We start from the raw sequence: 17,774 nt of genomic DNA, 5'->3' as shown, positions 1-17,774 counted from the left end.
CCACCGGCCGGGTGACGCGTCCGGTGGTGCGTCACCCGGCCGGTGGTGCGCCCGGTCGGCACGCTCAGCAGGCCTCGGTTTCCGCCTCCGTCTCGGCCTCGGTTCTCGGCTCCGCCTCCGTCCCGGCCAGGATCTCCTCGCGCAGCTGGGCGAAGCAGCCGCTGAGCAGCCGCGAGACGTGCATCTGGGAGATGCCGAGGTGCTCCGCGATGGTGCTCTGGGTCATGCCTCCGAAGAAGCGCAGGTACAGGATCGTGCGTTCGCGCTCCGGCAGCGCCTGCAGGCAGGGGGTCACGGACACCCGGTCCACCACGGTGTCGTAGCCCGGGTCCGGTCCGCCGATCGCGTCCGCGAGGGCGTAACCGTCGGTGCCGGGCATCTCCGCCTCCAGCGACAGCGCGGTGAAGCAGTCCAGGGCCTCCATGCCGGTGCGCACCTCGTCCTCGCTGAGCTGGGCGTGCTCGGCGATCTCGGCCACGGTGGGAGGGCGTCCCGGAGTGGTCTGCGCCAGCTCCTTCGCGGCCTTCCGCACATGGTTGCGCAAGTCCTGGACGCGGCGGGGAACGTGCAGCGTCCACATGTGGTCGCGGAAGTGGCGTTTGATCTCGCCGGTGATGGTCGGCACGGCGTACGCCTCGAAGGCCCGGCCGCGGGCCGGGTCGTAGTGGTCGACGGCCTTGACGAGTCCCAGGGCCGCCACCTGGTAGAGGTCCTCGAGGGCCTCGCCGCGGCCGCGGAACCGGACAGCGATCCGCTCGGCCATGGGCAGCCAGAGCTGAACCAACTCGTCCCGCAGCGCTTTGCGCTCGGTGCCCGCGGGCAGTCGCACGAGCCGTTCGAAGGATTCGGTGGTGTCAGGGGCGTCGTCGTGCGGATGCTGTTTCGTCCTGATGGCGGTACGCATCTGCGCGCCTCCCTCAGCGGGTGCTGGGTGGACAGACACCGTGGGAGGCGCGCCCGGGCCCTGGGGAGGGAAGCCGGGGGCCGGCGAGCGGATTCCCACGGGCGTGCCTCCTGTCCGAAGCACTGAAATCCCGATTCCCCGGCTCGGCGTCCCCAAAACAATTACTTGAATGATTGCCAAAGTGGCACGTTATGAATTCGAGGGAATTCATGAAGTGAAATTCCCGTGGGAGTGGCGGCGCCGGGGCGGCCCTCGGGACAGGCCCGGGGCGGCCCTCGGGCCGCCTCCTCGGGCCGCCTCCACTCTTGACCGTCCCTTGGTCCGGATACCTCTGATGCAGAGGTAATCTCGGGGCGTGGAGCAGGAGACCTTTCCCCGAGAGCTGGCCGACGCGCTGGTCGGGGCGCAGCGGCTGATCCGGCGCCGGCTGCGCGCCGGGCTGACCGTGCCGCGGCTGCGTGGCGCCGAGGCGGAACTGCTGCGCCTGGTCGAGACACGGCCCGGCATCGGCGTCTCGGACGCCGCCAAGGAGCTGTACCTCGCAGGCAATTCGGTGTCGACCCTGGTCAACCAGTTGGTCCGGGACGGCTACTTGATCCGCGAGACCGACCCCGCCGACCGGCGGGCCGCCCGACTGCTGCTGACCGAGGCCGCCGAGGCCCGCCTGCGCGCCTGGCAGGAACGGCGCGCCGACCTCGTAGGGCGGCATGTGTCCCGGCTCGACGAGACGGACCGGGAGGCGCTGCGCGCGGCCGTCCCGGCCCTGCGCAAGCTGGCCGTCACCCTGCGCGAGGAGGCCGAGGAGTCATGACCCAGGACGCTGCCGCCGAACCGGCCGAGGCCGTCACCTGTACAAGGCTCGCCTACGCCTTCGGCGCGACGAACGCCGTCGACGGGCTCGACCTCTCGGTCGGCGAGGGTGAGATCTTCGGACTGCTCGGCCCGAACGGCGCCGGCAAGACCACCGCGATCCGCTGCATCACCACGCTCCTGCCGGTCCCGGCCGGCATGGTCCACGTCTTCGGCCACGACGCGGCCAGGGAACAGATGGCCGTACGGCGTCTGCTGGGCTACGTACCGCAGCAGCTCTCCGCCGACGCCGGACTCACCGGCCGGGAGAACGTCGCCCTGTTCGCCCGCGTCTTCGACGTGCCGCGCCGCGAACGCGCCGAACGCGTCGGCCAGGCCCTGGCCGCGGTGGACCTCGAGGACGCCGCCGACCGCCTGGCGGGCACCTACTCCGGTGGCATGGTCCGCCGCCTCGAACTCGCCCAGGCGCTGGTCAGCGCGCCCCGCCTGCTGATCCTGGACGAGCCGACGATCGGCCTCGACCCGATCGCCCGTACCGGAGTCTGGGACCACATCAACGCCGTACGCGCGGCCACCGGCATGACGGTCCTGGTGACCACGCACTACATGGACGAGGCCGACCAGTACTGCGACCGGGTCGGTCTGATGCACCACGGCCGGATCCGGGCCCTCGGCACTCCGGCCGAACTCCGCCAGGGACTCGGCGAACGCCGGCGCGCCGAGGGCGCGGCGGCCACGGACACGCTGCCGACGCTGGAAGACGTCTTCCGTGACGTCGCCGGCAGCGGCCTCGACGATCAGTCAGGAGACTTCCGCGATGTCCGAAGCACCCGCCGTACCGCGCACCGCGTCGGCTGACCGAGTCCCCCAGAAGGACATCGGGCTGCTGCTCCGGCCGCCTCGGCCCCGCGCGGGCTGGCGGCTGCTGCCCGCCCGTGTGGGGGCGATGTGCGCGGTCGAACTGCAGAAGCTGCGCCACGACCGCACGGAGCTGTACACCCGCGCGGTCCAGCCCGCGCTCTGGCTGCTGATCTTCGGTCAGACCTTCACCCGCATCAAGGCGATACCCACCGAAGGCATCCCCTACATCGACTACCTCGCGCCCGGCATCATCGCCCAGTCCGCGATGTTCATCGCCATCTTCTACGGCATCCAGATCATCTGGGAGCGCGACGCCGGCATCCTCAACAAGCTGCTCGTCACGCCCACTCCACGCTCGGCCCTCATCACCGGCAAGGCGTTCGCGGCCGGCGTGAAGTCGCTGATCCAGGCGATCGTGGTCGTCGTCATCGCCGCGATCCTCGGCGTCGCACTGACCTGGAACCCGCTGAAGCTGCTCGGTGTCGCCGCGGCCGTGATCCTCGGTTCGGCCTTCTTCTCCTGCCTGTCGATGACCATCGCCGGCATCGTGCTCAGCCGCGACCGGCTCATGGGCTTCGGCCAGGCGATCACGATGCCGCTGTTCTTCGGCTCCAACGCCCTCTACCCGGTGTCCGTCATGCCGGGCTGGCTCCAGGCCGTCAGCAAGGTCAACCCCCTGAGCTACCAGGTCGACGCCCTGCGCGGCCTCCTCCTCGGCACGCACGCGCACCTGGCGGCCGACTTCGGTGTGCTCCTCGTGGCCGCCGCGCTCGGCATCGCCGCCGCCTCCTCGCTCCTGGGCCGACTGGCCCGCTGACCTCACCCTCCGGAACGTGATGTGCGGCACGCCGCGCGCATGCACCCGCACTGTCCGGAATCGGATTCTTCCTGCGCACGGCTTGATCAACGATCAAATGCAGCGAATTCCCTGGCCACGGCGCATTATGCGCATTTGACAGTGCGCTGAGCGCACGGATAGGAAGCAGCCTCAGAGGTCGAGAGGTAGGACTGTGTACGAGCCGAACGTGGTCGGGGACTGGCAGGAGTACGACGAGCATGCCGGTCTGCGTGTCCGCGTCCACGGACTGGAGCCGGCCGAGCCTCCGCGCGGCCGTGACGACGCCGCCGAAGGGATGACGTACTTCCGCCTCCGTGTGACCGTCGAGAACCGGGGCGAGCGGCATTTCGGCATCCACCTCGAGGACGGCCAGATCGACGTGCGCATCGGTCCCGATGGCGAGAGCGCGTTCATCGACTGGCGCAACACGCAGTTCATCGAGGGCTTCGACGTCTACCCGCTGCGCCGGGCCACCGCCGTCCTGTACGCCGCCGGCCCCGAGACCTCCCTCGGCCAGGTCGATGTGCAGATCCAGCTGCGGGTCGATGAGGAGTGGGCCGACCGCAGGCTGTGGACGGGCGGACTCGGCCTGCACGAGGGGCCCGCCGGCGCCACCGCCGGTGCGGGGCGGGACAGCCTGGCCCGCCAGGTGAGCAACTTCCTGCGGGACCAGGCCGAAGAGGGCACCGCCTGACGCGGCCGCGTCCGACGCGGTCCCGCCTCAGTGCGGGATGCCGTCGATGATCTCGCGGGCGCCCTGCCGGAGCAGCGCCACGGCGACCGACGTGCCCAGGGTGGCCGGGTCGAGCCTTCCCGCCCACTCGTGGGCGTTCAGCCGGGTCTTGCCGTCCGGGGTGAACACGCAGGCCCGCAGGGACAGTTCACCGCTGCGGTCCACGTGTGCGAACCCGGCGATCGGGCTGTTGCAGTGCCCCTGGAGCACATGCAGGAACATGCGTTCCGCGGTGGCCTCCCGGTGCGTGGCCGGGTCGCCGAGCCCGCTGACGGCGTCGATGAGCGCGGCGTCGCCCTCGCGGCACTGCAGGGCGAGGATGCCCGCACCGATCGGCGGCATCATCGTCTCCGGCGACAGCACCTCGCTGATGACGTCCTGCCGGTCGATGCGCTCCAGACCGGACACCGCCAGCAGCAGCGCGTCTGCCTCACCGGCCGCCAGCTTCTCCAGCCGCCGGTTGGCGTTGCCGCGGAACGGCACGCACTCCAGGTGCGGGTGGGTGGTCGCCAGTTGGGCGACGCGGCGCACCGAGGACGTGCCGACACGGGTGCCTGCGGGGAGTTCGTCGAGGGTGAGTCCGCCGGGGTGGACAAGGGCGTCGCGGATGTCGTCCCGCTTCAGGAACGCGGCGAACACCGTGCCCGCCGGGAGCGGCCGGTCCGCCGGGACGTCCTTGACGCAGTGCACCGCGAGATCGGCTTCCCCGGCGAGCAGCGCCGCGTCGACCTCCTTGGTGAACGCGCCCTTGCCCTCGACCTTGGACAGGTCACCCATCCACTTGTCGCCGGTCGTCTTCACGGGCACGACCTCGGTGCGCACACCGGGGTGCAGCACCGCCAACTCCGCGCGCACCCGCTCCACTTGGGCGAGCGCCATGGGCGAGTCGCGGGAGACGATACGGATCAGTTCGGGCACGGACATGCGGAACACGATAGACCCTCGGAGGCGTCCCTCAGGCGCATACCGCGCTCAACAGGTCACCGCAGGCGGTAGCGGACCGACGGCCCCGCACTTCATGGGGTGCCGGTGCGCGGGCGTGCGTGGCCGGGACCGGCTTCGGGCAGGGGTGTGGGGGCGGGCGTGGGCCAGGTCAGTACCGCGAGCGCGGCCAGCGTGAGGAGCCCGCCCGCCAGGAACGCCCCGCGCGCCCCGATCGCGGGCAGCAGGGCACCGCCCAGCAACGCACCCGCGGCCACGCCCACATTGAAGGCCGCCGAGTTCGCCGCGAGGGCCGACTCGGTGCGTCCGGGCGCCACCCGCAGGATCTGGCTCTGCGTCGCCATGAATACCGGCCCGACGGACGCCCCCAGCAGCATGAGCAGCGCGACGACGGCCACCTCGCTGTGCGCGCCCGCGTACAGGCCGAGCAGGGCCGCCGCCTGGGCCGCCACCGGCACGGCCAGCGTGCCGCGCGGGAAACGGTCCAGCAGCGGCCCGGTCACGGTGACGCCGGCCAGCCCAGCCGCCCCGAACGCCATCAGGACGGCGCTCACCGAGCCCGCGGCGAAACCGGTCACGTCCTCGAGGAAGACGGCGACGTACGTGAACCCGGCGAAGGCCCCGGTCACCGACAGCGCGGTGGTGGCGAGGACGACGGTGAAACGGCGCCGGTCGGGAGCGGCGCCGTACGCCGAGTGGCTCTCCTGCGGACGGGACGTCGGCAGCAGCACGGCGATCACCACGAGGGAGACCACGGCGAGTGCCCCGAGCACCACGAACGGCGCCCGCCAGCCGCCGTGCGTGCCCAGCCAGGTCCCGGCCGGCACCCCGAGCACCGTGGCCAGAGACCCGCCCACGGACAGCAGCCCGATGATCCGCCCCCGGCGCTCCGGCGGGAACAGCCCGACGGCGACCGGCCCCATCACCGCCCAGAACAGCGCCTGCGCGAGCGCGGTCGCCAGCCGGGAGGCCAGCAGCAGCCCGTACGTGACGCCGCCCAGCGCCGAGACCCAGCTGGCCACGGAGAGGAGCCCCAGCAGCCCGGCGAGCAGATGCCGACGGGGCACGAACCGGGTGACGTGCGCGACGGGCAGCGACACCACGGCCACGGTCAGCCCGTACCCGGTGACCAGCACGCCCACCGCCGCGAGCGGTACCCGCAGGTCGGCCGCCATGAGGGAGAGCAGGCCGACGGGGAGGTTCTCGGTGGTGTTGAAGGTGAACGCCGCCAGCATCAGGGCCGCGACGACGGCGGCCCTGCGCCATGCGGGCGGACGTACGCTGCCCATGAATGTGCCTTTCCGGAGGGGGTTGGTGGCCGGGGGCAAGCGTGTCGGGCCGCGGACGGTGCCTCTACTCTTTCGGCCGGGGACGAATCGCTCACGGAGGCCGCCTTGCCGCTGAACCTGCATCTGGGCACCGACGACCTGACGCGTTGCCGGTTCGCGATCTCCCCGCTGTGCCAGACCCACGAGGCGCTGCGGCTGCTGCGCCGTCCCGCCCGGCACGGCTACCACCGGGCCTGGCTGCGCCGGACGCGGCGGACCGTGGCCGGGCTCGACCTGGCGCCGCTGTGGCTGTTCATCCCGCGCGCCGGCGGCTACACCCCCGACTTCCTCGGCGCGCCGCCCGAGGAGCCATACCCCTCCTTCGAGGACGAACTGGCCCGGATGCGCGCCACGGACCCTGCCCTCGCCCACGCGGAGATGGCCCGCTCGCTCGCCTGCACCCCGGGGCTCGCCGACTCCCCGCAGGGGCGCGCCGCACTCGACGACCCCGCCGGGACGGTACGGCGGCTCGCCGACCTCACCGAGCGGGCCTGGCACGCCCTCCTCGCCCCGGACTGGCCGCGCCACCGGGCCGTCCTGGAGGCCGACATCGCCCACCGCTCCCGGCAGACCGCGGACGGCGGACTGGACGCGCTGCTCACCGGCCTGCACCCCGGTATCCACTGGGCCGATGACACGCTCACCCTGCGGATGTACGGCGATCTCGCTCAGGCGCAGGGAGCCGACGGCCGGGGCGTGCTGCTCATGCCGAGCGTGTTCGTCTGGCCGGACGTGGTCAGCGGCTTCGCCCGCCCCTGGCAGCCGACGGTGATCTATCCCGCCCGCGGCATGGGCCGGTTCCATGCCGCTCCGGTCCCGCCTCCGTCGGACGCGCTGGCCCGCCTGCTGGGCGTGGGACGGGCCGCCGTCCTGGCCGGGCTGATCGCCCCCGCCTCGACCACGGAGCTGGCCCGCCGGCACGCGCTGGCACCGTCGTCGGTCTCCGCCCACCTCTCGGTTCTGCGCGAGGCGGGGCTTGTCGAGTCAAGGCGACAGGGCTACTACGTGCTCTACCGGCGGACCGGGCTGGGGAACGCGCTGGTGGACTGCGGCTGACGCGCTCGGTCAGCTCCTGCGGTCGCCGTCGAGCGTGACGTGGACCGTGGCGCCGCAGCCTCCCGTGCGCCGTGCGCCTGTGCTCCCGGAGACGCGGTGTCTCCGGGAGCCTGGAGAGCGAGCGGGGCGTCGATCGGTGGCGCGCGGTCAGGCGTTGGGGTCGAACGTGATTCCGGACGGCTTCGCCGAGGAAAGGTGGGAGGCGAAGCTGGCGTCCTTGAGGCCGAAGTTGGCGCTGCCGAAGTCGTAGGCGCTCAGCGTGTCGCGCAGGCCCGCCGGGTAGCCGTTCCAGCCGACCAGCGGCGGGTACTGCCAGGTGCCCTTGTGGTTCTCCGGCGGCTCGTCGTTGGTGTTGGCCAGCCGGAAGCAGTGCGTGCTGATGCCGTCCTTGTGGTAGACGATCTTCGCGTGCGTGCCGTCGAAGCGGACGGTGGACGCCGCGTGCACGGTGAACGAACCGTGGTTGGAGGTCGACACGTACTGGACCTGGTTGTTCTGCACCCACACCACGACGTGCTCCCAGTCGTGCCGGTGCCCGCCGAGGCTGCTGCCGGCCACCGCCTGGTCCTTCTCGAAGTACAGGCCGTACAGGTAGGCGCACCAGCCGTTGTTGCACTTGTAGCGCGAGTAACTGTTGGTGTTGTCGAGGTCCGAGGCGTCCCGGCACGAACCGTTGAGGGCGCCGGTCGGGTTGAGGCCGCCGTTGACCGTTCCGTCGGGGCCGATGGCCGGCGTCGGGTAGCAGCCGTCCGTGTCGTAGTCGAAGGCGGGCTGGTACGTCAGCTCCGCGGCCTCGGCGTTGGCGGGCAGCGCCTGGGGCGGGGCGGCGAAGGCGGCGGCGGGGAAGGCGACGACGAGGGCGGCGGCCCCGGCCAGGCCGGTGAACCATCTCCTGCGGTGTGCCTTGAACTTCTGTGACGACACTGCGTCCTCCTCTTGGTCCGGGCGCAGCCCAACGGCTGTGGGGGGATGGGGAGTTCAGCTTCCTCGGTTTTCACTCCCGCGCCAAGGGGTCACGTGCGTACCGCCGGTGAAGCGCAGCCCAACACTTGGATCATGACGGTGCGTCAGGCGAGCTCGTCCGGCAGGTCGGCCGCCGACTCTTCGGGCGCGAGGTCCGGGCGCAGCCGCAGCCAGGACGGCTGGCGCAGCATCCCGGCCCGGGTGCGGGTGCTGTAGCGGACCTCGCCGACCAGCCGGGGGAGCACCCAGTGCGCGCCCGCGACCGGCGGCACGGTGTCGAAGGGGCATCGGTCCGTCGCCGCGGCCCGCAGCAGTGCGGTGAGCTCGGTCCGCTCGGCCTCGCTCCAGCCGGTGCCCACGCTGCCGACATAGCGCAGGCGTCCCGCGGTGCGCTGTCCTACCAGGACGGCGCCGGGCAGGCCGGACAGCCGTCCCTTGCCCGGGACCCAGCCGCCCACGATCACGTCCTCGCTGCGCATGTTGCGGATCTTGATCCAGGCCCGGGAGCGCACCCCGGGCTCGTAGACGGAGTCCAGCCGTTTGCAGACCAGGCCCTCGAGACCGTGCTCGCGGGTGGCCCGCAGCGCCTGCTCACCGTGGCCGACGAGGGCGGCCGGCGTGGACCAGTACGGTCCGTGCAGGCCGAGTCCCTCCAGTTGCGTGCGCCGGCGGCGGTAGGGCTGCGTCAGGAGGGAGCGCGTGCCGAGGTGCATGACGTCGAACAGGACGAGATGGACGGGGACTTCGGCGGCTCGGCGGGCCGCTTTGCCCGGTGCGTGGGCCAGGCCCATGCGCGACTGGAGCAACTGGAAGTCGGCACGCCCGTGTTCGTCCAGCGCCAGTACCTCCCCGTCCAGCACCGCGGGCGTGCCACCGAGCGCGCCGCTCAGCGCCCGTAGTTCGGGGTAGGCGGCGGTGATGTCCTCTCCGGACCGGGCTCGCAACAGCACACTGCCGTCCCCGGCCAGATAGGCGACCACCCGCTGGCCGTCCTGCTTGGTCTCGTACGCCCAGCGCGCGTCCTGTGCGGCGGGCGGCAGGGCGCCGGGGGTGGCGAGCATGGGGGCGATCAGCGGCAGGGTCACGGGTGAGGTGTCGACGAGCCCGCGCCCGCTCACGCGTGCCGCCCGCCGGTTTCGCCTGAACGGCGCCGTCCGTACCGGCGGTGGGGGCCTCAGTCGCCCGAATACCCGAAGATGCCCAGGTGGGTCGGCCGGTCACCGGTGTACAGGACGACGTACACGCCCGTCCACCTCATACGGCACTCGTCCAGCAGTGTCCGAGGCTGCTCGTGCGGTGCTCCGGCGTGCTCGAAGGCCCGGGCGAGCAGGTCCTGGAACTGGGCGGGCGTCGGTCTGTCGGTGCCGAAGTGGAGGGCGATGCGGTCGTCCGGTAGGGGGCGCAGGGTCCCGTAGTCCTTCGGGTCGTGCTCCGACGGTGGGGCGCTGGTGCGGACGACGCGCTGGATGTCGAGGATCGAGTGCGTGCCCTCCTCGCCCATGAACTCCTCGTCCTCCCAGAGTTCCTCGAGGCTCTCGTACGTGTCGTCGCGGCCGTAGTCCTCCTCGAAGACCCGGGCGTGCAGAGCGTGCAGGGACTCCTCGACACTGCCTGCGTACGACGTGATGTAGTCCCAGCCGCTTGCGCCCATCGTGCTGCCCTCCGGTGCGAGATCTGTGAGTCGGGCGCAACCCTAGGAGGTGCCACTGACATTGATGCTGATGCGACCGGCCTCGGCGGCCGGGCTCAGCGGTCGCGGGGTGGTGGCGGGGGTGCCTGGACGAGGCCCGACTGGTAGGCGATCACGACGAGTTGGGCCCGGTCGCGGGCGCCGAGCTTCGTCATGGCGCGGTGGACGTGGGTGCGCACCGTCAGCGGACTGAGGAACAGTTTCTCGGCGATCTCCTCGTTGGACCGGCCCTCCGCCGCCTGCGCCATCACCTCGCGTTCGCGGGCCGTGAGGGCGGCGAGGTCCTCGGGGGCGGCCAGTGGGGCACCCTGCGCGGGGGTGGCCAGGAAGCGGGCGACCAGGACGCGGGTGGCGAGCGGGGACAGCAGGGACTCACCGGCGGCCACCATCCGGATGCCCGCGAGCAGCGCGTCGGCGGTGACGTCCTTGCCGAGGAAGCCGCTCGCGCCCGCCCGCAGGGCCTGCGCGACGTACTCGTCGACCTCGAACGTGGTGAGGATCAACACGCGGGTGCCGGTCAGGTCGGGGTCGGCGCAGATCATGGTCGTGGCGGCGAGTCCGTCGGTGCCCGGCATACGGATGTCCATCAGGACGACGTCGGGATGGTGGACGCGGGCCAGGGTGACGGCCTCGGCGCCGTCGGTGGCCTCGCCGACCACCTCCAGGTCGTCGCAGGAGTCGATCAGGATGCGGAAGGTGGCCCGCAGCAGGGCCTGGTCGTCGGCGAGCAGCACGCGGATGGTCATGGGGTCGGTTCAGTCCGTTCTTGCATGGTGTGCCATACGCGGTTGCGTAGGCTTACCGGCCGGATCGGCGATCCGTAGCGATTCCGCTGCGAGGCAGACCGTCACGTACACGCCCGGCGCCCAGGAGGCGTCGGGCACCCTCCTCGGTGAGATCTTGAGGCCTCACCGACCGGCGTCCGAGGTCACCAAGCCAATCAGAGACGCTCTACGTCCCTGGAAACCCGCCGGTGGTACGGCGGATCGTCATGGCCCGCCATCTGCTCCTGCACACCTCCGCCGAGCAGGAGCGTGCCCTCGCCGGGCACACCCCGCCCCCCCGTACCAACTGGCTCGACGCCGCCACCGGCCTGCGCTCAGCCCTCGGCGTCGAAGGTCACGACGACCTTCTCGGCCGCGCCAGGCGTCAGCGTGAGCTCAAAGGCCCGCTCGACCTCGGAGAACGGGACATGGTGGCTGATCAGCTTGGCGAACCGCTCCTGGTGCTCCACCAGTTCCGGGGTCACCTCGAAGATCTCGGTGGGGTAGCCCTGGGAGGCGACGAGGGTGAGCTCGCTGCGCAGCATGCCGCCGAGGTCGATCTCGGTGCCCTTCTTCTGCACCGCCACCATGACCAGCTTGGCGCCCCACTTCGCGGCGCCCACCACAGTGTTGAAGACGGCCGCGACGCCGGCCGCGTCGATGAAGATGTCGGTGCCCGGACGGGGCTGGCCGAGCGCGTTGGCGCTCTGCCCGTGCAGCTCGGTCAGACGCGCCGCCACGTCCTCCTCGGCCGAGTTGATGACGGCGTCCGCCCCGACGGCCAGCGCCTTCTCCAGCCGTCCGGGGAGCACGTCGGCCACCACCACGTGCTCCACGCCGCGCAGCTTCAGCCAGATCGCGGCACCCAGTCCGATCGGCCCGGCGCCGAAGACGACGACCTTGTCCCCCGGCTTGGCCTCGGAGCGGTTCACACAGTGCCGGGCCACGGCCATGGGCTCGTTGAGCGAGGCGACGCCGAAGGGCACGGTGTCGGGGAAGACCGCCACGCTCCTGCCGACCTCGGCGTTCTCGATCAGCAGGTACTCGGCCATGCCGCCGTACTTCCCGCCGCAGCCGATGATGCCGGTCGGCGCGTCCTGCGGGTTGACCACGACACGGTCGCCCACCTTCAGACCGGTGACCTCGGCGCCGGCCTCGACGATCTCACCGGCCGGCTCGTGGCCCAGCGGCACGGGGACCAGCTCACCGCCCAGGTGGGCCCGGGCCGGCATCCCGCCCATGTGCAGGAAGGTGACGTCGGTGCCGCAGATGCCGCAGGCGCGGATGCGTACGAGGACGTCCTTGGGCCCCGGGACGGGACGTGCGACGTCCACCGCGTCGATCTTGCCGACGCCTGCGGTCTGTACGGACTTCATGGTGGTCATGGGGGAGGCCCTTTCCGGAATTGCCTTGGTTGCTGTCGCTGTTGCCGCTGTGTTCCGGGCCCGGCGCCGAACGGGGGAGTGCTCCGGCTGCCGGGCCCGGGACCGCGCCGTTTCCCCGTCCCCACGGGTACGGCGCCGGGGGCCGACTCCGCTCAGGCGGCCCCGGTCGGTACGGTCACGCCTCCCGGTGGGGAGGCGTGACCGGTCGGATCAGGCGGTGTCTGGCATGAGAGGAACTCCTGCGGTCCTTCGCTTCGACTCTCGTGGCGGCCGGTGCGGATTGCTTGAGTTAGGCAAGCATATGTAGATTACTTAAGTCAAGCAAATGGTGAATTGCTTGAGTTACGCAACCAGGAGGGTAGGGTGAGTCACGTGTCCCTCCTACCGCCGGCGGCACCCGTGTGGTCTGTCGCCGGGGCTGAGCCGGCCCGGTTGTTCCCCTCGCCGTTACCGCACCTGTGTCCCCCGCCGTCGCCTACGTAGCGCGGCACGAGTACTAGACGAACGGTCTTGTTCATGTACGGCAGCACCAGTGAGAAACCGGCACTCGCCCGCGGAACCGGCCAGCACGTGCTGGTCATCGTCGGTGACGCGGCCGTCGCCGAAGTCCTCGCCACAACACTGGAGTTGGCCGACTATCAGGTCAGCCTGGCGAGCACGGGGACGGAGGCGCTCGAGCGGCTCACCGAGCACCGGTTCGAGCTGATGGTCGTCGATGTGGCGCTGCCCGACCTGGAGGACATCGGCCGGGCGCCCCGGCCGGTGGTCGCCCACCGGCCGCCGGTCCTGTTTCTGACCGAGTACGACTCGCTGGGCAGAATCCTGCCCGAACTCGGTCTGGGCGAGCGGGACTACGTCACGAAGCCCTTCAGGGTCGCCGAAGTCCTGGCCAGGATGCAGGTGTTGCTGCGTGGTCCCGGCTCCGCGCGCGCGGAGGGCGGCCTGCACTACCGCGACCTGGTGCTGGACGACGCCCGGTGCCAGGCGCGCCGGGGCGTGCGGGCGCTCGATCTCACGCCCGCGGAGTACCGGCTGCTGCGCCATCTCCTGGTCAACGCGCACCGGGTGCTGTCCAAGGAACAGATCAGCCGGAACGTCTGGGGCGACTTCCACGGTGACAACGCCATCGAGCAACTCGTCTCACGGCTCCGGCGCAAGGTGGACCGCGACGCACCCGTGCTCATCCACACCCGCCGTGGCTTCGGGTACTGGCTGGGGCGCGCCGACGCGGAGGCCTGACGCGGCGCAGAGCAAACACCCGCGGCGCCCGCGATCTGCTCACGGGCGCCGTTCCGCACCCTGTCCGCGGCCGGCCGCGCTTCCGTCAACTTCCTTTTGAAATATGGAAGTTGCCATGAAACCGACACCCCCCTGTGGCCTGGGTCACGTCAGCCTTCTGTCAGGAAACTGACCGGAGACGTCAGCCCCCTCTGTTTGCATGTGCTCATCGAGGCCTCGCCCGCTTTCACCCCGGCGCTCCGCTCCGACCGGAGTCCCCCACCACCGAGGAGAACCATGGCCGACACCCTGACCGGGACCGCGCCCGATGCGGCCGTACCGGTTCCCGAGTTCCCGATGGCCAGGCAGGCGCGCTGCCCGTTCGATCCGCCGCTCGAGCTCAAGGAGCTGCAGGAGGAGGGGTCGCTGACGAAGGTGCGGCTCTGGGACGGCAGCGAGCCGTGGCTGGTCACCCGCTACGCCGAGCAGCGGACACTCCTGGGCGACCCCCGGTGTAGGCGGTACGGCCGTCCCTGGACAGGGAGACGGAGATCGGACCGTCGCCGGTTGCGATGAAACGCGGGGTCTCGGAGCCGGGGGAGACCTCGATGATCCGGTCGTTGGCCAGGTCGGCGGCGTAGACCGGGCCGGTCCGGTCGTCGACGGCGAGGCCGGTCGGCCCGGAGCCCTCGACGGTGACGCGCTCCTTCTCCTTGAACGTACGGCTGTCGAAGGCGACCAGGGCGCCGTCGCCGTAGGCGCTGGCCCACACGGTGTTGTGGCGTTCGTCCACGACGATCTCGCGGGCGTGGGTCACGTTCGGGAGCGTGGCGAGGTGTTCGCCGGTGCGCTGGCTGTAGACGGCGACGGTGTTGTTGCGGGTGTTCGTCGTGCAGACGGTGTTGTGCTCGTCGTCGACGGCGATGCCGTAGACGGCCAGCCGGCTGGTGCTGCTGTGCGCGGGCGCCGGGCTGACCGCGATGGCGGTCGCCGCGGCAGGCCCGATCCCGTTCGTCGCGAGGGCCGCACCGCAGCTGGCCCGCCGCCTGACCCGGGCCGCTGGGCCGAACGTCCTGCCCGCAGCGTGGACGGGCGCGCTCCTGGTCGCCGTCGCCGACCTGGCCTGGCTGTTGCGCGGCGAACGCAGGGCGGAGCGGGTGTGAGAGGCCCCGTACGGCCCGAGAAGTCCTCCGGCGGCAGTAGCCGAGGTCCCCGCGCGGCAAATTACTTGAGTTACGCAACAATATGGTAAAGTGGCTCGCATGGCCACGTCACCGCTCCCCGCCCTCCCCGCCGCCTCCCCGGAAGTCGTCGAGATCGAGCGGGCGCTCACTCGCATCACGTACCTGAGTACCCGGGCCCGGCAGCACAACCAGCTCATGGGGCTGGCCGGGGTGCCGCTGGACCGGGCCGCCGTGGCGCTGCTGCGGCAGGTCGCCGACTCCGACCCGCTCCGCCCGGGGGAGCTGGCCCAGCGGCTCGGGGTGGAGGCCTCGCACGTCACCCGCACGGTGCAACAGCTGCAGAAGTCCGGCTACGTCACCCGCGTACCGGACCCCGACGACGGCCGGGCGCAGCGCATCCAGCTCACCGACGCCGGCCGCCTGGCCATCGACCGGATCCGGGACGCCGGCGTCCGCGGGATGCAGCTGGCGCTCGCCGACTGGACGCCGGAGGAGCTGCGCGAGCTCGCCACGCTCTTCCACCGCATGGTCGACGACTTCCTCTCGTACGCCGTCGACGACGACACCGAGCACCAGGCCGCCACCCCGGCCGGCAGCGCCTGACCGGGACGACGCTCCCTCGCCGGTCACCGTTGCCCGGCCGCGCCGTCCAGATGGGCGTTGATACGGGCGACGGTCTCGGCGTTGCCCTCGAACAGGTGGGCCCGCAGGCCCGCCGCGCGCGCGGCCTCGACGTTCGGCGGGAAGTCGTCGACGAAGAGACAGTCACCGGCCCGCACCTCCAGACGTGCGCACGCGATCGCGAAGGCCCGTGGATCGGGCTTGCACACCCCGATCTCGTGGGAGTAGACGATCTCGTCGACGAGTGTGTCGAACCCGTACAGGTCCGCCTCGTGCCGGCGGGCGCCCACGAAGCTGTTGCTGAGGATTCCCAGCCGGCACCGGGGCCGCAACTCCGCCACGAAGTCGATGAGCTCCGTGTTCGGCGTCCCCAGGTACGCTCGCCACAACTCCGCCATGAAGGAGTCCACCTCGACCGGGCCAAGGCCCAGCCGGGCGGCGACCTGCTCGTGCACCTCGGCCTCGCCGACCGCCCCGACGGCGCCCGCCGCCCAGACATCGGTGAGCCGCCCGTCCGCGGTACCGGGTGCCAGCCCCAGCCGCTCGTCCCAGCGGCGCAGCCACCCCGTCTCCGGGGTGATCTCCAGAACTCCTCCGATGTCGAGAATCACGCAGCGCGTGTCCATACGGGCTCCCCTCGGTAGCTCGGCCCTGTCCGCACCCACCGTCGGGCCTCACCCATGGGCAAGGTCAACTGGCCCGGCAGGCAAGGGGCTCCGGGGGAGCCCCTGGTGCACCCCACCCTCTCCACCGCTCTCTACCGTCGAGTAATATCGCGCGGCAGGTCGTCAGAGGAGGAACCGTGTCACGGTCCGAACGCTCGCCCCTGCTGCTCGCCGGTCTGCTGGCCGCCGCGGGCACCGCCCACTTCGCCAGACCACACCAGTTCGACGCCACCGTGCCGCGCGCGCTGCCCGGCTCGCCCCGGACCTGGACCTACGCGAGTGGAGTCGCCGAACTGGCCCTCGCGGCAGGCCTGGCGGTGCCGCGGACCCGGCGGGCCGCCGCACTGGCCACGGCGGCGTTCTTCGTCGGCGTGTTCCCCGCCAACGTGAAGATGGCCGTGGACTGGCGCCACCGCCGCGCCCCGCAGAAGGCCGCCGCCATCGGCCGGCTGCCCCTTCAGGTGCCACTCGTGCTGTGGGCCCGCGGTGTCGCCCGGAGTGCGGAGGGCCGGTCGTGAGCACACAGATCGAGGTCGGTACCCGGGTCGAGGACTTCACGCTCCCGGACGAGACCGGCACCGTACGCAGCCTGTCCGAGCTGCTCGCCGACGGCCCCGTCGTGCTGTTCTTCTATCCGGCCGCCCTGACCGCAGGCTGCACCGCGGAAGCCTGCCATTTCCGCGACCTGGCGGCCGAGTTCGCCGAAGCGGGCGGACGTCCGGTGGGGATCAGCGGCGACTCCGTCGACCGGCAGCAGGAGTTCGCCGGCCGCCACACGCTCGGCATGCCCCTGCTGTCCGACGCCGACGGGACGGTCCGGGAGCGGTTCGGGGTGAAGCGGGGGTTCTCACTGGCCCCCACCAAACGGGTCACCTTCGTCATCGCGCAGGACCGCACCGTCCTGGAGGTCGTGCGCAGCGAGCTGCGGATGAACACGCACGCCGACCGGGCCCTTGCCGCGTTGCGCGCGCATCGGGCGTAGACGGTCCCGGGCGCCGCACGGTGCTCGGCGGGCACCGGACGGTCCATGCGCTTGATGCGGTGCGACAATCGGATCGCCCTGGACGATATGGAGCATGTCGCCGCCGTGGTGGTCGTCGACGCCCGGGATGTCGTGACCGGCTGGAGCGAGGGTGCTCGCTTGTTGACGGGGTACACCGCCGACGAGGTCGTGCTCCGGCTGATCCGTGACCGCGCCCTCAGCTGCGAGGTCTCCGACGGCAGTTCCACCTCCCCGCACCTGCGCCGCGCCCACGCCTTCGACGAGGGCGGGCGCGGTCTGCTGCTCGTCGCGCAGCTCACCCAGCGCTGGGGCAGCCGGCAGACCGGCAGGGGCAAGACGATCTGGGCCGAACAGTCGCTGCCGCCGGAGTGATCACTGGAACGGGCAGCCCGGGTTCGGCGCGTCCTCGGAGAACGGCGAGCCGTGCGGCAGCACGTAGAGCACGTCGAGGACGAGCGGGGTGTCGCCCAGGTTGCGGCCGATGTGGACGTCGTCCGGCCCGCCCGGCTCGTGCAGGGAGCTGCCCGCGCGGTACACGCCGTCCGAAGCGCAACCGGGGTCGAAGTGGCTCAGCGTGCCCTGCTGCACGTAGGCGTACACAGGACCGTCGTGGTAGTGCCAGCCCGTGCTCTGTCCGGGCGGCACCGTTATCTCCCGCAGGACGTAGTCGGTGTCGCCCACTGTGGTCTGGCTGATCACCCGGCCGGTCACCCCGGGGCCGGACGGAGTGGCGTGGGCGGTGCCGCAGACGAGGACGGTGGCGGCGGCCACCGCCCCGGTCATGGCGATGCGGAGCAGGGTGCGCATAC

Annotated in this window: 19 protein-coding genes and 3 pseudogenes; 11 read left to right on the top strand and 11 right to left on the bottom strand. The window is 71.6% G+C overall.

Annotated elements, in window-relative coordinates:
• Positions 1 to 64: 64 nt before the first annotated feature.
• Positions 65 to 904: an RNA polymerase sigma factor SigF gene (locus ABT114_RS27335; RefSeq protein ID WP_351145511.1), complete on the bottom strand. Its 840-nt coding sequence runs from the start codon at positions 902 to 904 to the stop codon at positions 65 to 67.
• 355 nt (positions 905 to 1,259) lie between these two features.
• Between ABT114_RS27335 and ABT114_RS27330 the strand changes: the two genes are divergently transcribed.
• The 4 genes from ABT114_RS27330 (at position 1,260) to ABT114_RS27315 (ending at position 4,107) form a co-directional block, all read left to right on the top strand.
• A complete protein-coding gene (locus ABT114_RS27330) occupies positions 1,260 to 1,715 on the top strand; it encodes a MarR family winged helix-turn-helix transcriptional regulator (protein WP_351145510.1) in 456 nt (151 codons plus the stop codon).
• The gene (locus tag ABT114_RS27325) at positions 1,712 to 2,572 is read left to right on the top strand and encodes an ATP-binding cassette domain-containing protein (RefSeq protein ID WP_351145509.1); all 861 of its coding nucleotides are present in this window, start codon (positions 1,712 to 1,714) and stop codon (positions 2,570 to 2,572) included. Before ABT114_RS27330 ends, ABT114_RS27325 begins: the two co-directional genes overlap by 4 nt.
• Positions 2,532 to 3,392: an ABC transporter permease gene (locus ABT114_RS27320; protein WP_351145508.1), complete on the top strand. Its 861-nt coding sequence runs from the start codon at positions 2,532 to 2,534 to the stop codon at positions 3,390 to 3,392. The genes ABT114_RS27325 and ABT114_RS27320 overlap by 41 nt, the downstream gene beginning before the upstream one ends.
• Positions 3,393 to 3,585: 193 nt before the next feature.
• Entirely contained in the window at positions 3,586 to 4,107 is a 522-nt protein-coding gene (locus ABT114_RS27315; RefSeq protein ID WP_351145507.1) for a hypothetical protein, read from the top strand.
• A gap of 27 nt (positions 4,108 to 4,134) precedes the next feature.
• Here ABT114_RS27315 and hemC read toward each other — a convergent pair whose 3' ends face one another.
• Positions 4,135 to 5,070, bottom strand: a complete 936-nt coding sequence (gene hemC, locus ABT114_RS27310; protein ID WP_351145505.1) for a hydroxymethylbilane synthase — start codon at positions 5,068 to 5,070, stop codon at positions 4,135 to 4,137.
• A 92-nt stretch (positions 5,071 to 5,162) separates the two neighbouring features.
• Positions 5,163 to 6,377 carry an MFS transporter gene (locus ABT114_RS27305; RefSeq protein ID WP_351145503.1) on the bottom strand — a complete coding sequence of 405 codons (1,215 nt, stop codon included), beginning with the start codon at positions 6,375 to 6,377 and terminating at the stop codon, positions 5,163 to 5,165.
• A gap of 105 nt (positions 6,378 to 6,482) precedes the next feature.
• Between ABT114_RS27305 and ABT114_RS27300 the strand changes: the two genes are divergently transcribed.
• Positions 6,483 to 7,472 (top strand): ArsR/SmtB family transcription factor, encoded by a 990-nt coding sequence (locus ABT114_RS27300; protein WP_351145502.1) that lies wholly within the window; start codon positions 6,483 to 6,485, stop codon positions 7,470 to 7,472.
• A 147-nt stretch (positions 7,473 to 7,619) separates the two neighbouring features.
• On the opposite strand, the gene ABT114_RS27295 is transcribed toward ABT114_RS27300, so the two are convergent.
• The 5 genes from ABT114_RS27295 to ABT114_RS27275 form a co-directional block, all read right to left on the bottom strand.
• Positions 7,620 to 8,396, bottom strand: coding sequence for an NPP1 family protein (locus tag ABT114_RS27295; protein ID WP_351145501.1), 777 nt, complete (start codon positions 8,394 to 8,396; stop codon positions 7,620 to 7,622).
• Positions 8,397 to 8,539: 143 nt separating this feature from the next.
• The gene (ligD, locus tag ABT114_RS27290) at positions 8,540 to 9,520 is read right to left on the bottom strand and encodes a non-homologous end-joining DNA ligase (RefSeq protein ID WP_351145529.1); all 981 of its coding nucleotides are present in this window, start codon (positions 9,518 to 9,520) and stop codon (positions 8,540 to 8,542) included.
• A gap of 89 nt (positions 9,521 to 9,609) precedes the next feature.
• Entirely contained in the window at positions 9,610 to 10,086 is a 477-nt protein-coding gene (locus ABT114_RS27285; RefSeq protein ID WP_351145500.1) for a hypothetical protein, read from the bottom strand.
• A gap of 95 nt (positions 10,087 to 10,181) precedes the next feature.
• Positions 10,182 to 10,871, bottom strand: coding sequence for a response regulator (locus ABT114_RS27280; protein ID WP_351145499.1), 690 nt, complete (start codon positions 10,869 to 10,871; stop codon positions 10,182 to 10,184).
• Positions 10,872 to 11,224: 353 nt separating this feature from the next.
• On the bottom strand, positions 11,225 to 12,274 hold the full coding sequence (locus tag ABT114_RS27275) for a zinc-dependent alcohol dehydrogenase (protein WP_351145498.1): 1,050 nt from the start codon (positions 12,272 to 12,274) through the stop codon (positions 11,225 to 11,227).
• A 516-nt stretch (positions 12,275 to 12,790) separates the two neighbouring features.
• Here ABT114_RS27275 and ABT114_RS27270 point away from each other — a divergent pair.
• Entirely contained in the window at positions 12,791 to 13,513 is a 723-nt protein-coding gene (locus ABT114_RS27270) for a response regulator transcription factor (protein ID WP_351145497.1), read from the top strand.
• 481 nt (positions 13,514 to 13,994) lie between these two features.
• Here ABT114_RS27270 and ABT114_RS27265 read toward each other — a convergent pair.
• Positions 13,995 to 14,432 (bottom strand): annotated as a pseudogene (locus ABT114_RS27265) (YncE family protein); the annotation flags it as partial.
• Here ABT114_RS27265 and ABT114_RS27260 point away from each other — a divergent pair.
• Both ABT114_RS27260 and ABT114_RS27255 read left to right on the top strand, forming a co-directional pair.
• Positions 14,431 to 14,655 (top strand): annotated as a pseudogene (locus ABT114_RS27260) (iron chelate uptake ABC transporter family permease subunit); the annotation flags it as partial. The pseudogenes ABT114_RS27265 and ABT114_RS27260 overlap by 2 nt on opposite strands.
• 99 nt (positions 14,656 to 14,754) lie before the next feature.
• On the top strand, positions 14,755 to 15,279 hold the full coding sequence (locus tag ABT114_RS27255) for a MarR family winged helix-turn-helix transcriptional regulator (protein ID WP_351145496.1): 525 nt from the start codon (positions 14,755 to 14,757) through the stop codon (positions 15,277 to 15,279).
• A gap of 23 nt (positions 15,280 to 15,302) precedes the next feature.
• Here ABT114_RS27255 and ABT114_RS27250 read toward each other — a convergent pair whose 3' ends face one another.
• The gene (locus tag ABT114_RS27250) at positions 15,303 to 15,923 is read right to left on the bottom strand and encodes an HAD family hydrolase (RefSeq protein ID WP_351145495.1); all 621 of its coding nucleotides are present in this window, start codon (positions 15,921 to 15,923) and stop codon (positions 15,303 to 15,305) included.
• Between the two features lie 176 nt (positions 15,924 to 16,099).
• Between ABT114_RS27250 and ABT114_RS27245 the strand changes: the two genes are divergently transcribed.
• From ABT114_RS27245 to ABT114_RS27235, 3 genes and pseudogenes are all read left to right on the top strand, one after another.
• A complete protein-coding gene (locus ABT114_RS27245; protein ID WP_351145494.1) occupies positions 16,100 to 16,480 on the top strand; it encodes a DoxX family protein in 381 nt (126 codons plus the stop codon).
• Positions 16,477 to 16,944: a peroxiredoxin gene (locus ABT114_RS27240; RefSeq protein ID WP_351145492.1), complete on the top strand. Its 468-nt coding sequence runs from the start codon at positions 16,477 to 16,479 to the stop codon at positions 16,942 to 16,944. Before ABT114_RS27245 ends, ABT114_RS27240 begins: the two co-directional genes overlap by 4 nt.
• 189 nt (positions 16,945 to 17,133) lie before the next feature.
• Positions 17,134 to 17,337: pseudogene (locus ABT114_RS27235) on the top strand (ATP-binding protein); the annotation flags it as partial.
• On the opposite strand, the gene ABT114_RS27230 reads toward ABT114_RS27235, so the two are convergent.
• Positions 17,338 to 17,772, bottom strand: a complete 435-nt coding sequence (locus tag ABT114_RS27230) for a cupin domain-containing protein (RefSeq protein WP_351145491.1) — start codon at positions 17,770 to 17,772, stop codon at positions 17,338 to 17,340.
• Between the last annotated feature and the right edge of the window lie 2 nt (positions 17,773 to 17,774).

It is taken from the genome of Streptomyces sp. NPDC002088, assembly GCF_040296605.1.
Classification (GTDB): domain Bacteria; phylum Actinomycetota; class Actinomycetes; order Streptomycetales; family Streptomycetaceae; genus Streptomyces.
Note: the sequence above shows the minus strand (reverse complement) of the source record. Positions and strands in the feature narration are given on the sequence as shown.